The organism is Enterobacter cloacae complex sp. P12RS (assembly GCF_014895875.1).
Classification (GTDB): domain Bacteria; phylum Pseudomonadota; class Gammaproteobacteria; order Enterobacterales; family Enterobacteriaceae; genus Enterobacter; species Enterobacter bugandensis.
Genome location: NZ_JADBQO010000010.1, coordinates 92,704 through 106,490, shown reverse-complemented (window position 1 = coordinate 106,490; position 13,787 = coordinate 92,704). Strand labels below are relative to the sequence as shown.

11 protein-coding genes are annotated in these 13,787 nt (G+C 59.6%); 5 read left to right on the top strand and 6 right to left on the bottom strand.

The genetic code is table 11. The features are described 5' to 3' along the window. Positions 1-6 precede the first annotated feature (6 nt). From iolC to iolB, 3 genes are read left to right on the top strand one after another with little or no spacing between them, the layout of a single operon-like run. Complete coding sequence (iolC, locus tag IM284_RS08770; RefSeq protein ID WP_193051229.1) at positions 7-1,911, top strand: 5-dehydro-2-deoxygluconokinase; 1,905 nt, start codon at positions 7-9, stop codon at positions 1,909-1,911. 11 nt (positions 1,912-1,922) lie between these two features. Further along, positions 1,923-2,813 carry a myo-inosose-2 dehydratase gene (iolE, locus tag IM284_RS08765; RefSeq protein ID WP_047368083.1) on the top strand — a complete coding sequence of 297 codons (891 nt, stop codon included), beginning with the start codon at positions 1,923-1,925 and terminating at the stop codon, positions 2,811-2,813. A gap of 9 nt (positions 2,814-2,822) precedes the next feature. Continuing rightward, on the top strand, positions 2,823-3,647 hold the full coding sequence (gene iolB / locus IM284_RS08760; RefSeq protein WP_047368082.1) for a 5-deoxy-glucuronate isomerase: 825 nt from the start codon (positions 2,823-2,825) through the stop codon (positions 3,645-3,647). Positions 3,648-3,736: 89 nt separating this feature from the next. Here the strand turns inward: iolB and IM284_RS08755 are convergent, their stop codons facing one another. Genes IM284_RS08755 through IM284_RS08745 form a run of 3 tightly spaced genes read right to left on the bottom strand, consistent with a single transcriptional unit; the run spans position 3,737 to position 6,239 of the window. Continuing rightward, positions 3,737-4,480 carry an alpha/beta fold hydrolase gene (locus IM284_RS08755; RefSeq protein ID WP_047368081.1) on the bottom strand — a complete coding sequence of 248 codons (744 nt, stop codon included), beginning with the start codon at positions 4,478-4,480 and terminating at the stop codon, positions 3,737-3,739. Positions 4,481-4,492: 12 nt separating this feature from the next. Then, positions 4,493-4,960, bottom strand: a complete 468-nt coding sequence (locus tag IM284_RS08750; protein WP_047368080.1) for a DUF6130 family protein — start codon at positions 4,958-4,960, stop codon at positions 4,493-4,495. Positions 4,961-5,009: 49 nt separating this feature from the next. Then, complete coding sequence (locus IM284_RS08745) at positions 5,010-6,239, bottom strand: MFS transporter (RefSeq protein ID WP_047368079.1); 1,230 nt, start codon at positions 6,237-6,239, stop codon at positions 5,010-5,012. Positions 6,240-6,336: 97 nt separating this feature from the next. Between IM284_RS08745 and IM284_RS08740 the strand changes: the two genes are divergently transcribed. Continuing rightward, on the top strand, positions 6,337-7,227 hold the full coding sequence (locus IM284_RS08740; RefSeq protein ID WP_047368078.1) for a LysR family transcriptional regulator: 891 nt from the start codon (positions 6,337-6,339) through the stop codon (positions 7,225-7,227). Here the strand turns inward: IM284_RS08740 and IM284_RS08735 are convergent. After that, positions 7,224-7,394 (bottom strand): YfgG family protein, encoded by a 171-nt coding sequence (locus IM284_RS08735; protein WP_023337595.1) that lies wholly within the window; start codon positions 7,392-7,394, stop codon positions 7,224-7,226. The two genes, IM284_RS08740 and IM284_RS08735, sit on opposite strands and share 4 nt — an antisense overlap. Positions 7,395-7,765: 371 nt before the next feature. On the opposite strand from IM284_RS08735, the gene IM284_RS08730 reads away from it, so the two are divergent. After that, positions 7,766-10,006, top strand: coding sequence for an EAL domain-containing protein (locus tag IM284_RS08730; protein ID WP_192986434.1), 2,241 nt, complete (start codon positions 7,766-7,768; stop codon positions 10,004-10,006). A gap of 4 nt (positions 10,007-10,010) precedes the next feature. Here the strand turns inward: IM284_RS08730 and ppx are convergent, their stop codons facing one another. Then, complete coding sequence (gene ppx / locus IM284_RS08725) at positions 10,011-11,549, bottom strand: exopolyphosphatase (protein WP_028014034.1); 1,539 nt, start codon at positions 11,547-11,549, stop codon at positions 10,011-10,013. A gap of 3 nt (positions 11,550-11,552) precedes the next feature. Then, positions 11,553-13,613 carry a polyphosphate kinase 1 gene (gene ppk1, locus IM284_RS08720; protein ID WP_028014033.1) on the bottom strand — a complete coding sequence of 687 codons (2,061 nt, stop codon included), beginning with the start codon at positions 13,611-13,613 and terminating at the stop codon, positions 11,553-11,555. Between the last annotated feature and the right edge of the window lie 174 nt (positions 13,614-13,787).

The window sequence follows — 13,787 nt, the reverse complement described above, 5'->3', positions numbered from 1 at the left end:
ATCAACGTGGAAAAGCAGTTTGATGTGATATGCATGGGCCGCGTGGCGGTAGACCTCTATAGTCAGCAGATTGGTGCCCGCCTGGAGGACGTGTCGAGCTTCGCCAAATACCTTGGCGGATCCTCCGGCAACGTGGCGTACGGCACCGCGCGCCAGGGACTGCGCTCGTCGATGCTGGCGCGCGTCGGCGATGAACATATGGGCCGCTTCCTGCGCGAAGAGCTCAACCAGGTAGGCTGCGATACCAGCCATCTGATTACCGATAAAGAGCGCCTCACGGCGCTGGTGCTACTCGGCATTAAAGACCGGGACACCTTTCCTCTGATTTTTTATCGCGATAACTGCGCGGATATGGCGATTACCGCCAGCGATGTGGATGAAAGCTACATTGCCTCCGCACGTTGTCTTGCCATCACCGGGACCCATCTTTCTCATCCGCAGACCCGCGAGGCGGTGCTGACGGCGCTGGGCTATGCCCGCCGTCACGGCGTGCGCACGGTGCTGGACATCGACTACCGTCCGGTGCTGTGGGGGCTCACCTCCTTAGGCGACGGCGAAACGCGCTTTATCGCCGCCGACCAGGTCACCCGCGAGCTGCAGGAGGTATTGCACCTCTTCGACGTCATTGTCGGCACCGAAGAGGAGTTCCACATTGCGGGCGGCAGCACGGATACCCTGCAGGCGCTGGGGCAGGTGCGCGCCGTCAGTGAAGCAACGCTGGTCTGCAAGCGCGGCGCGCTGGGCTGCTCGGTCTATACCGACGCCATTCCGCCCCGGCTGGACGACGGCCTGACGGTGACAGGCGTGCGCGTGGAAGTGCTGAACGTTCTCGGGGCGGGGGACGCGTTTATGTCCGGCCTGCTGCGCGGCTACCTGAACGACGAGGGCTGGGAGCAGGCGTGCCGCTACGCCAACGCCTGCGGCGCGCTGGTGGTCTCGCGCCACGGCTGCGCCCCGGCGATGCCGAGCAAAATCGAGCTGGATGACTATCTCTCCCGCGCTGCGGTTGTGCCGCGCCCGGATCTTGACCCGCGTCTTAACCATCTCCACCGGGTCACCACGCGCCGCCGCGAGTGGCCGGAGCTGTGCGTGATGGCCTTCGATCACCGCAGCCAGCTTGAGGATATGGCTATGCAGTGCGGCGCGTCGCTTAAGCGCATTCCGGCGCTGAAGCAGCTGATCCTGCAGGCCAGCCGCGAGGCGGCGAGCCGCGCCGGGCTTGAGGGCAAAGCCGGCCTGCTGTGCGACGGCACCTTTGGTCAGGACGCGCTGAACGCGATCACCGGGGAAGGGTGGTGGATTGGTCGCCCCATTGAGCTGCCGGGCTCCCGGCCGCTGGAGATGGAGCACGGCAACATCGGCACCCAGCTTATCAGCTGGCCGCAGGAGCACGTGGTGAAGTGCCTGGTCTTCTTCCACCCGGAAGACGCCCACGGCCTGCGCCTGGAGCAGGAGCAGAAAATCGCTGAGGTGTACCACGCCTGCTGCCGGTCCGGGCACGAGCTGCTGCTGGAGGTGATCCTGCCCGCCAGCATGCCGCGCAGCGACGAGCTCTACCTGCGCGCCATTTCCCGCTTCTACAACCTGGGCATTTACCCGGACTGGTGGAAGCTGCCGCCGCTTTCCGCCGACGGCTGGACGGCGCTCGGCGAGATTATCGAACGCCGGGACCCGCACTGCCGCGGGGTAGTGATCCTCGGTCTGGACGCTCCGGCGGAACAGCTGCGCGCGGGCTTCAAGGCCGCAGCGGGGCAGCCGCTGGTTAAAGGCTTCGCCGTGGGGCGCACGCTGTTTGGCGACGCCTCCCGCGCGTGGCTGAAGCACGATATTGACGATGCGCAGCTGGTGGCGCGCATCCGGGACAACTACCTGCAGCTTATCGCCTGGTGGCGCGAGCGCGGACACGCATAATGGAGATAACAATGAGTGTGCAATTAGGCATTAACCCGCTGACGTGGACGAACGACGATCTGCCTTCCCTCGGCGCGGAAACCTCGCTGGAGACCTGCCTGAGCGAAGGGAAAGAGGCCGGTTTTGCCGGCTTCGAGCTGGGCAACAAATTTCCGCGCGAAGCGCGCCTGCTTGGCCCGATTTTGCAGCGCCACGACCTGCAGCTGGTCTCCGGCTGGTACTCCGGCCGCCTGCTGGAGCGCAGCGTGGAGGCGGAGATCGCCGCCGTGCAGCCGCACCTGACGCTGCTGCGCGAGCTGGGGGCGAAGGTGCTGGTCTTTGCGGAAGTGAGCGGCTGCATTCACGGCGAGCAGCAGACCCCGGTGCATCTGCGTCCGCGCTTCCCTCAGGCGCGCTGGAAGGAGTACGGCGAGAAGCTCACCGAATTTGCCCGCTACACGCAGCAACAGGGAGTCCAGATTGCTTACCATCATCACATGGGTACGGTGATTGAGTCCGACGAAGACGTGGACAACCTGATGACCCACACCGGAGAGGCGGTGGGACTGCTGCTGGACACCGGTCACCTGACCTTTGCCGGGGCCGATCCGCTGTCGGTGGCGCAGCGCTGGGCGTCGCGCATCAACCACGTTCACTGCAAAGACGTGCGCGCCGACGTGCTGGCGGACGTGAAAAACCGCAAAACCAGCTTCCTCGATGCGGTGCTGAGCGGCGTGTTTACCGTGCCGGGCGACGGCTGCGTCGATTACCCGCCGATCATGAGTCTGCTGAAGGCGCAGGACTATCGCGGCTGGCTGGTGGTGGAGGCCGAGCAGGATCCGGCGATTGCCCATCCGCTGACCTACGCTCGTCTGGGGTATAACAACCTGAGCCGCCTGGCGCGCGACGCCGGGCTTATTTGAGGAGGTGACATGTCACGTCTGTTATCACGCTGGCAGCAGCCGAACGCGGAGGGGCGCACTCAGTCCGTCACCCCGGAACGCGCAGGGTGGGGGTACGTCGGGTTTGAGGCGTATGAGCTGCAGGAGGGGCAGACGCTGACGCTGCCCGCCGTCAGGGAAGAACGCTGCCTGGTGCTGGTCGCCGGGCGCGCCTCTATCACCACTCCTTCCGCGCAGTTTAACGATATCGGCGAGCGGATGAGCCCCTTCGAGCGCATCAAGCCGTGGGTGGTGTACGTTACCCCGCAGGAGACGGTGCAGGTGAAGGCGCTGACGGCGCTGGAGCTGGCGGTCTGCGCCGCGCCGGGCAAGGGCTCGTACCCGACGCGGCTGATTGCCCCGCAGGATATCGACGCTGAAGCGCGCGGCAAGGGGCACAACCAGCGCTACGTGCACAACATTCTGCCGGAAGACAAGCCCGCCGACAGCCTGCTGGTGGTGGAGGTCTGGACTAACGAGGGCTGTACCAGCTCGTACCCGAGCCACAAGCATGACACGGATAACCCGCCGCAGGAGACCTACCTGGAGGAGACCTACTATCATCGCCTCAACCCGGAGCAGGGGTTCTGCATGCAGCGCGTCTACACCGACGACAGAACGCTGGATGAGTGTATGGCGGTCTACAACCGTGACGTGGTGATGGTGCCGAAGGGGTATCATCCGGTGGCGACGATGGCCGGGTATGACAGCTACTACCTCAACGTGATGGCCGGTCCGGTGCGCAAATGGATGTTCACCTGGGAAGAGGACCACGCGTGGATTAATCGCGATTATCCCGCAGAGAGGGGGGGCTGAGACGGCCTTTCTTGTCGGGAGGCGCTGCGCTTACCCAGCCTACGAAATCGTAGGTTCGTGCAAGCGTAGCGCCGCCGGGCGAATTGTCCTCAGTGCGTCCGCCTCGCCTGCTCAATCGTCCGGGCGATGGCCTCAGGCTGACTCACCATCGACACGTGGCTCGCGGCCACCTCGGTGGTTTTCGCATGTATCGCCTTCGCCATCGCACGTTCCAGGTCGGGGTTGATCATCCGGTCATGCTTGCTGACCACAAACCAGCTCGGTTTATCATGCCACGCCGCGTGAGTCACCTTTTCACCAAACGCATCGGCTTTAATCGGCCCCTGCGTGGCCGCGATAGCGTTTTGTTCACCCGGCTTCACGTCAGGCGCGAAGTCCTTCCTGACGGCTTCTGTCGGCAGGTATAAATAGCCGTCCGCCGTTTTGGCGATGCCCGCGCTGCCCGGCGGCGGAGGGAAGCTACCTGCCAGATCCGCCGTCGACTGGCCGGAATCCGGCGCGAACGCCGCCACATAGACCAGCGATTTTACCCGTGCATCGTTGCCCGCCTCGCTAATCACGGTGCCGCCCCAGGAGTGGCCTACCAGCACCACGTCGCCGTGCGCCCGGGCGATGGCCCGTTTTGTGGCGGCAACATCATCATTAAGCGAGGTGAGCGGGAGCTGGACGGCAATGACCTCTGCGTGTTGTTTCTGCAGAAGGGTTATCACCTTATTCCAGCTGCTGCCGTCGGCAAACGCGCCGTGCACCAGCACGACGCTGGTTTTATTTTCTGCGAAGGCGCTGGCAGAAAGCGCCAGCAGGGCCGCCGTCAGTACAGACAGTGCTTTCATGTTCAGACTCCATTAAAAATGGTGGATCGCCGCGTGGGGCGGGACGGTGAATTCAATGGTTTTGTGGTCGAGCGGCTTGTGCGTCGGGTCAGCCAGGATGATCGTTACCTTGTGCTTGCCGGCGGGCAACCCCACCAGGATCACCGGCTCGCCGCTGGCGTCAGCCCAGTGCCACGGCGCACCGTCCACCACCACGTGAATGTGCCCGATGCGCGGGGTCACCTTGAGCGCCTCGGGGCCGAATACCGGCTCGATGCGCAGGTTTTCGGCCCGGTACTGAATAAACACCGCGCCTTTGCTCAGCGGCCCGGCAAGCGGCGGATCGACGATCAGTTTTGCAGGCGGTTGCGGCTGCGCCAGCGGGGCAACGGCGGCGGGGCCGTTAACGTCCGCGGCGCTCAGGTTGTCCAGCGGTGTGGCCTGGGCATGTGTTACAGAGGCCAGGACGAGCAGGGGTAAAATTGCGTAACGACGAATCATGGTTCTCTCCTCATCAGTTCTGAATGACGACAGGGAAAGAAAACCATTTTTATGTATCGGAGATATTTGCCGGAGGGGGCGTTTTGTACCCGTTTGTCAGCGCGTCGCGCGGGATACAGTGCGATACAGTTTGCCTACCGGGATGGCGCACGATCGCTATCGACAGCCCGGCAATCACCAGCGTTAACCCCGTCGACACTCCCATTGCACCCGCGATCCCCAGCGTTTTGTTCAGCCACGCATAGGCAAACGGTGCGGCTGCGGCCATCAGCTGGCCCGGGATAAGCAGCATACCCGTGCGGCGGGCATAGCTTTCCGTGCTAAACAGCTCCAGTGGCAGCGTGGCTTTTACTATGGTGACCAGCCCGTTGATGGCGCCGTAGCCCAGCACAAACCCGGCCGCACACCACGCAAAGAGGGGGCTGCTCATCCCCAGAATAAAGCAGAGCGGCATGGCGAGGGCGGTGAAGAGCGTGAGTTTGAAGGGGGTTAAGCGGCCGCCTGCCAGCACCTCCAGCGAGCGCGCGCCCGTCTGGCCGATCCCCCACAGCATGCCGATGGCGACCGGCAGGCCAAAGTGGGCAATAAACTCCGGCAGATGGGTGGAGGTGCCGTTAGAGACAAAGGTGATAAGGGCGATGAAGGCCGCATAAAGCCAGGCGTTACGCCGCTCGTTGCGCAGGGGCGGCGCGATGGCCTTCGTGTTTTCCGTCAGCCGCTGCCGGGGAAGCGTGCGGATCAGCACTGAGCTCAGCAGGCCAAGCAGGGCATAAATGCGTAACGCGTCCTGCCAGCTCATGATGTGAAGCAGGCCATCGCCCAGCGGCCAGAAGACGGCAGACGCCAGCCCGCCCATCAGCGTAATACGTGAGATCGTCCCACGTGCCTGCTGACCATATAGATTAACCAGCGCGGCGAACAGTGCGTCATACAGCGACAGACGCATCCCGATGCCGCACAGTAGCCAGGCGCCGTACCAGCCAGACAGCGTCCGGGTATACGCCATACCGGCGCAGCTTGCGGCAATCAGCAGCGTTCCGCCCATTACCACTTTCTGTCCGCCAAAGCGTGCCAGCAGACGGGCGACGAAAGGGGAGACCGCGGCCATCACCAGCATCGCCAGCGTCAGGCCGAGGTAAATCTGCGGCGCTGACCATCCCCGGTCGGCTGAAATGGTCCGCGCAAAGGTGCCGGGCAGATAAAACGAGATCCCCCAGTTGATAAGCTGATTACATCCGGCAGTAAGGGCAAGGCGACGAGGCAGGGCAGGTGTTTCCATTGTTTTTCATTCCGTTATGCAGTTGTCCTGAGCATAGCGAGCGCGGTATTGTGCTGGCAGGCCTGCAACCTTATGCGCTGTATAAGAGAAACTTTGAATGACGACGCTTAACCTTGGCTATCTCGCGACGTTCCGTCTGGTGATCCAGCGCGGCAGCTTTTCGGCGGCGGCGGATCTGCTGGGCATTTCCCAGCCCGCCGTTAGTCTGCAAATACGTCAGCTGGAGCAGTTTCTGCAAACGCGGCTGGTGGAGCGTACCGGGCGGGGCATTAAGGCCACGGCGGCAGGAGAGTCACTGCTGGTTCACGGAGAGCGCATTCAGCAGGTTGTGGACGAAACCCTGCAGTCCGTGAGCGCGTTCAGCCACGATGTCAGCGGGACCATTACGCTTGGCACGGGGGCGACGGCCTGTATCCACCTTCTGCCGCCCCTGCTGGAGCAGCTGCGCCGCGACTATCCGCTCCTGCGGGTGGGCGTAACAACGGGCAACACCCTCGATATCGTCAGGGCCATTGAAGAGAACCGTCTCGATATGGGGCTGGTGACGCTGCCGGTCAGCGGCAGAGCGCTGGACGTTATGCCAGTGATGGACGAGGAGTTTGTTTTTATCGCGTCGCGGGAACAGCAGGATGCTTTCAGGGAGTTAACCCCGGAGGCGCTCCATGCTCAGCCGCTAATCGCCTTTGAGTCTGGCAGCGGTACCCGGGCGCTCATTGATGGCTGGTTTGCGGCCAATGGGTTAGCGATCGCGCCGGTGATGCAGCTTGGCAGCATTGAGGCGATTAAGCGTATGGTTCGGGTGGGGCTCGGCTACAGTATCGTTCCGCGAATGGCGGTTGAGCATGATGCTGACCGTGAAGGGCTCTGCGTCATGTCGCTCACGCCCGTGCTGCAGCGCCAGCTCGCCATCGTGATGCGGCAGGACAAGATCCTCAGCAAAGGGATCGCGGGGATTATTCGGCTGGTGCAAAACCCATCGCAGGGCTAGCGGTCAGCGGCGTCGACGTTCAGGCTGGACTGCTGCGACTGGATTTTGTCCTGATGGTGATACCAGGCGCCGATGGAAGAGTAAACGAAGCGGCCAAAGAAAAACAGAAAGCTGATGAGCAGTATAATGCGGGTCATCCGGGTGTTAAAACGGTGTCGTTTGCGCATACGCGTGGCCTGACTCACTCTTCTTTTTCCTGGGCATGCCCTTCTGGGCGACGGGGATATTAAGGCACAGCGGAAAGAGAGGGTCAATTCCGTCATGTGTAAATAACCGTCAACGTTTACATTAATTATTGTTATTGAAATTAATATTTGCATTTACCATATTGATAATATGAAGAAAATTATTTCAAAAAAAAGCGGTGCAAAGCTTATTTGCGTAAAATAGTTTGATTTATGTCAACGGATTCCCGGCCCTGATATTTAAAATCCCTCCTCCATACCGTTCGCCCCGCACGTGGCCGGGCGGCGCCAGGTCAGGTTGGATGCCTGTCATTATTTTCCTTCTGGAGAAAAAGGGGTTTAACCGGGCATCTATGAACATTTTTGCTTTCCTGAAAAAGAATCAACACCGCTGGTGGGTATTGCCGCTTATTTTACCGGTGGTTTTACTTCCCGTACTGAGCGTGGCGAATACGTTCACGCACCTGGGCGACGGGATAGCGGCACTTTATTATTTACCGCTCTCGTTTTTGCTTTCGCTGATGATGTTTTTTGGTCTGGAAGCCCTTCCCGGGATCGTGTTGTCGCTGTTTATCCGCTATTACCCGTCGGTCGGGATGTTTGAAACCGTCGCCGGCGTGCTCCATTTTATTGTCCCTATAGTGCTTAGCTGGGGCGGCTACCGGGTGTTTGCGCCCAGACGCAATATGACGGCGTACGGCGACGTACGGCTGATGGCGCAGCGCATCTTCTGGCAGGCCTTCTGCCCCGCGACGCTGTTTCTGCTGTTGTTCCAGTTTGCGGTGTATCTGGGCGTGTATGAGAGTCGCCAGAGCCTGGCAGGGCTTAACCCCCTCAACATTCGCACGCTGATCAACTATCAGGCCTTGCTGGTCAGCGGTCTGACGGGCGTGCCGTTAAGTTATTTGCTGATCCGCCTGATTCGTCATCCGCGCTATCTCAAAAGCCTCATCTCGCAGATCCGTACCCAGATAGACAAAAAGGTGACGCGCGCTGAGTTTCTGATTTGGGCCATTGCGCTTGCCGGGCTGCTTTCGCTCCTGCTGCTGCCGATGAATGAAAACAGTTCGATTTTCACCACTAACTACACCCTGTCGCTGCTGATGCCGGTGATGCTCTGGGGAGCGATGCGCTTTGGCTATAAGCTGATTTCGCTTATCTGGATCCCGATACTGCTGGTGTCTATTCACTATTTTTACCGCTATATCCCCGTGAACCAGGGGTACGACATTCAGCTGGCAATCACCTCTTCCAGCTATCTGGTCTTCTCGTTTGTGGTGATTTACATGTCGATGCTGGCGACCCGGCAGCGGGCGGTGAACAAACGCTCCCGCAGGCTGGCGCTGCTCGACCCGGTTCTGCATATGCCTAACCTGCGGGCGCTCTCGCGCGATCTGGCGAAAAACCCGTGGTCAGCGCTCTGTTTACTCCGCGTTCCGGAGCTTGAAATTCTGGGCCGTAACTATGGCGTGTTACTGCGCATTCAGTACAAACAGCAGCTGGCGCAATGGATTAACGGCACGCTCCAGCCCAATGAGCAGGTCTATCACCTGACGGGCTGTGACATGGCGGTTCGCCTAAATGCCGAATCGCACCAGCAGCGGATTGAAACCCTGGACGAGCACATCAAGCAGTTCCGCTTTGTCTGGGACGGCATGCCGCTGCAGCCGCAGGTGGGGGTGAGCTACTGCTATGTGCGTTCGCCGGTTAACCACCTCTATCTGGTGCTGGGTGAGCTGGGGGTGGTGGCCGATCTGTCGCTCTCCTCTAACCACCCGGAAAATCTTCAGCAGCGCGGCGCCGTCCATCTGCAGCGCAGCCTGAAGGATAAAGTCGCGGTGATGAGTCGCCTGCAGCGTGCGCTGGATAACAACGCATTCACGCTGCTCGTTCAGCCCGTACGCGGCCTGCGTGGCGATAGCTATCATGAGGTCTTGCTGCGGATGACTGATGCAAACGGACTGTTGATCTCCCCTGAACAATTCCTGCCGATAGCCCAGGAGTTTGGCCTCTCTTCGCGGGTGGATTTGTGGGTGCTGGAGCATACGCTGCGCTTCCTCGCCGCGCATCGCGAACGGCTGCCCGGCCAGCGCTTTGCCATTAATCTGGCCCCTTCAACGGTGTGTCGGGTGCAGTTCCCGCTTGAGGTGAGTCGCCTGCTGGCGAAATATGCCATTGAGCCGTGGCAGCTGATCTTTGAAGTGACGGAGTGCAGCACCTTCTGCAACGCGGAGCAGGGGCTCCACATCCTGCGGCAGCTGCAGAAAATGGGGGTACGCATTGCGATCGATGATTTTGGTACCGGCTATGCGAGCTATGCGCGGCTGAAAAGCGTGGATGCGGACATTCTCAAAATCGACGGCGATTTCATCCGCAATATCGTCAACAACAGCCTGGATTACCAGATTGTGGCCTCTATCTGTCATCTGGCGCGCATGAAGAAGATGCTGGTGGTGGCGGAATATGTCGAGACCGAAGAGATACGTAGCGCGGTGCACGCGCTAGGCATTGATTATGTGCAGGGCTATCTGATAGGCAGACCGGCACCGCTTGAGTCACTGCTGGAAGCAGAGGCGTCCACGGCGGACGCCTGAGCCGTTACGCGGCGACGTCGGCGCTATCTTCTTCGATTTTGAGCATCCAGCCGGTGACCGCTTCCCAGTACTGCTGCTCTTTTTCCAGGTCCAGCAGGACCAGCGCGTTCTGGCTAAACCAGTCGTGCGGGAAGCTCAGCGTCCAGTGGTGATCGTCGGTTTTCAGCTTCAGCGTCGGCGGTGTGGTGGTGGCCTGACGCTGATTGTTCAGCAGCACGCCCAGGCGCAGCAGCTGAATAAGCGGCAGGAACTGCTTTTTCTTAAACAGCGTGAAGCGCGGCAGATCGTCGAGCTTGATGGCTTTACGGTGATAGCGCACCAGGGTCGCCATCATGGTTTGCTGCTCCTGGTTGAAGCCGGGCAGATCGCTGTTTTGCAGAATATACGCTGAATGGCGGTGCATCCCGCTGTGGTTGATGTTCAGCCCTACCTCGTGCAGCATCGCGGCCCATTTCAGCAGCGCGGCAAGCTGCGGGTGCGCCAGCTTGGGGTTCTGCTCCTGCCACTGCTCGTACATCTGCACCGTGGTTTCCAGGACGCGCTTCGCCTGCTCGCGGTCGATGTTGTACTGGTTGGCCAGGCTCTGCGCGGTGCGGCTGCGAATGTCCTGATGGCGGAAGCGGCCCTCCATCTCATACAGCACCCCCTCACGCAGCGCGCCGTCGGAAAGGCGCAGCTCTTTAATCGCCAGGGCGTCAAACACGCCGCAGAGAATAGCCAGGCCCGGCACGAAGACTGCCTTACGCTCGTCGGAAAGCCCCGGCAGGCTTAGGGCGTCAAAACTTTTATGCTTCAGCACCTCTTCGGTCAGCAGGGTCAGGCGTTCAGGCGTGATAAAACCGTCTTTTTCACCCATCGCCAGCAGCACTTCATGCGCCGCCTTGATGGTGCCCGACGCGCCCAGCGCCACGTTCCAGCCCTGAATGCGGTACTGCCAGGCCAGATTCTCCAGCTTCTGGATCGCAGCCATTTTCGCCCGCTGGAAGTTTTCACGGGTAATGGTGCCGCCGGGGAAGTACATCTGCGCGAAGCTGACGCAGCCCATGCGACGGCTCTCCACCAGGCGCGGCTCAAAGTCTTCGCCGATCACCAGCTCCGTAGAACCACCGCCGATGTCGATCACCAGCTTGCGCCCTTTTTCCGGCTGGGTATGTTCAACGCCCATGAAAATCAGACGCGCCTCCTCGTTACCGGAGATGATCTCAATCGGGTAGGGGATCACTTTTTCGGCCCGCTTGAGGAACTCCGGCGCGTTGAGCGCCTGGCGCAGCGTGTGGGTGCCCACGATGCAAACGCTGGAGGGCGAGAAGCCCTGCAGGCGTTCGGCAAACAGCGACAGGCAGTTTAAACCACGCTCCATCGCCTCTTCGCTGAGCATGCTGCGCTCATCAAGCCCATCCGCCAGGTGTACGCGCTGCTTCAGACGACCGATGATCTGCAGCGCGCCATCCACCTCACGGGCGATGACCATGTGAAAACTGTTAGAGCCAAGATCGACCGCGGCGTATTCCTGCGGGCGTGGGGTCTTATCATTTATCGGCATAGGTTAATCGGGTTGCTCGAGTGATTTGATATAGTCGTAAATCGCCAGCTGTGACCGCACTTTACGGCGGTTGCCGCGCGGTACGTAGCGGTTACTGAGTTCTTTGTCGATATAGCGCGCCTTCACCGTATCGCTGAACAGGATCTCGATAATATCGAGGATACGCTGTTTCAGACGCGGATCCAGCAGCGGCGTCGCGACTTCAATTCGATAGTCAATATTGCGCGTCATCCAGTCTGCCGAAGAGAGATAGACCTGCTTATCGCCCGCATTATCGAAAATATAGACCCTATCGTGCTCCAGGTAGCGGTCAACGATGCTGATAACGCGAATATTGTCGCTGATGCCTTCCAGTTCCGGAATAAGCGAGCACATGCCGCGGATCAGCAGGTTAACCGGCACGCCGGAGCTGGACGCCGCATACAGCCTGTCCACCAGCCCTTTATCGACCAGGTTGTTAAGCTTCAGCGTGATGCCTGACGACAAGCCTTTCTGGGCATTGGCGATCTCTTTATCGATCATATCGTACAGCAGGCGGCGCGAGTTCTGCGGTGAGACCAGCAGATAGTCGAAGCTCACCGGGCGGTACGGGTTTTCGATAAAGTTAAAGACCCGGCGCACTTCGTTGGTAATGCGGGCGTCAGCGGTTAAGAGCGAGTAGTCGGTATAAATACGCGCGGTTTTTTCGTTAAAGTTCCCGGTGCCGATGTGGGCATAGCGCACCACGTCATCACCCTCTTTACGCGAGATCAGGAACAGCTTGGCGTGAATTTTCAGACCCGGCGCGGAGAAGATCACGTGCACGCCCGCTTCCGTCAACCGGCGCGCCCAGTGAATGTTTGCCTCTTCGTCGAAGCGCGCCTGCAGCTCAACCACCACGGTGACTTTTTTGCCGTTGTGTGCCGCGTGGATCATCGCGTCGATGATGCGGGAATCTTTTGCCACGCGGTAGATGTTGATTTTGATCGCCAGCACGTTCGGGTCGAACGAGGCCTGACGCAGCAGCTCCAGCACGTGTTCAAAGGTGTGGTACGGGTAGTAGAGCAGCACGTCGCGCTCGCGGATGGCGTCGAATCCGTTGCGGAATTTATCGAACCAGATATGACGCAGGCGCGGCAGCGGTTTGTTCACCAGATTGGCTTTGCCAACGTTCGGGAAGCCAATGAAGTCTTTAAAGTTGTGGTAACGGCCACCCGGCACGATGGAGTCATAGCGCGAAATGGTCAGCTTCTCGCGCAGCATCTCCACCATGGCGTCCGGCATGTCGCGCTGATAGACAAAGCGCACCGGCTCGGCCGTCAGGCGCTGTTTCAGGCTGGAGGACATCAGCTCCATCAGGCTGGCCTCCATCTCGTGCACCAGGTCATATTCGGCGTCACGGGTCATCTTCATCGAGTAGGCGTTTAACGCATCGTAATCGAAGAAGCCTTTGAAAATGTCGTCCAGGCAGTAGCGCAGGATGTTATCCAGCAGGATCATCGGCTTGCGTCTGCGCGGGGTTTCCGGCGGCAGGTTCACAAAGCGCGGCACCTTGTCGGACGGGATCTCCAGCAGGGCATAACGGATGGATTCACCGCGAATAATTTCCACCGCCAGGTAGGTGTAGTCATCCTTCAGGAACTGCACCAGATCGGTTTCGCGGTTGATGAGAATCGGGGTAATGTGCTGGCGCAGGTACTGTTTAAAGTAGTGGCGCAGCCAGTTTTGTTGGTTAACGGAAAGCTGACGTTCGTTAATCAGGAAGATTTGATTGCGCGCCATCTCCAGCAGCAGTTCGTTATACAGGCCGTCAAATTCCTGATCGGCTTTCAGCACGCGGGACTGGATTTTGCCCAGCAGATGCCGCGAGTGCGAGTTTAAGCCCTGTTCTTCGCTGATGATGATGCGTCTTTTCAGCTCGGCAAAGCGAACCTTGTAGAACTCATCCAGGTTGTTGGAATAAATGCCTAAAAAACGCATGCGTTCGATCAGCGGGTTACTTTTGTCTGCCGCTTCCTGGAGTACACGTTCGTTAAATGCTAACCAGCTTAGCTCTTTCTCGATATATAACTTTTCCTGACCCATTACAGCTCACACTCCAGTTCAATCACAGGACGTGGTAAATCCGTCTCGTCCTTATTATGGCGAGCATTTCCACGATATGTCCAACAGTGCCAGAAAAGTATGACAGTTATTTTTTTTGTTGGGGAATTTAGCGGGTTGGGGGAGGGAATATCGGGTAGCGAAGCGCCACCCGAC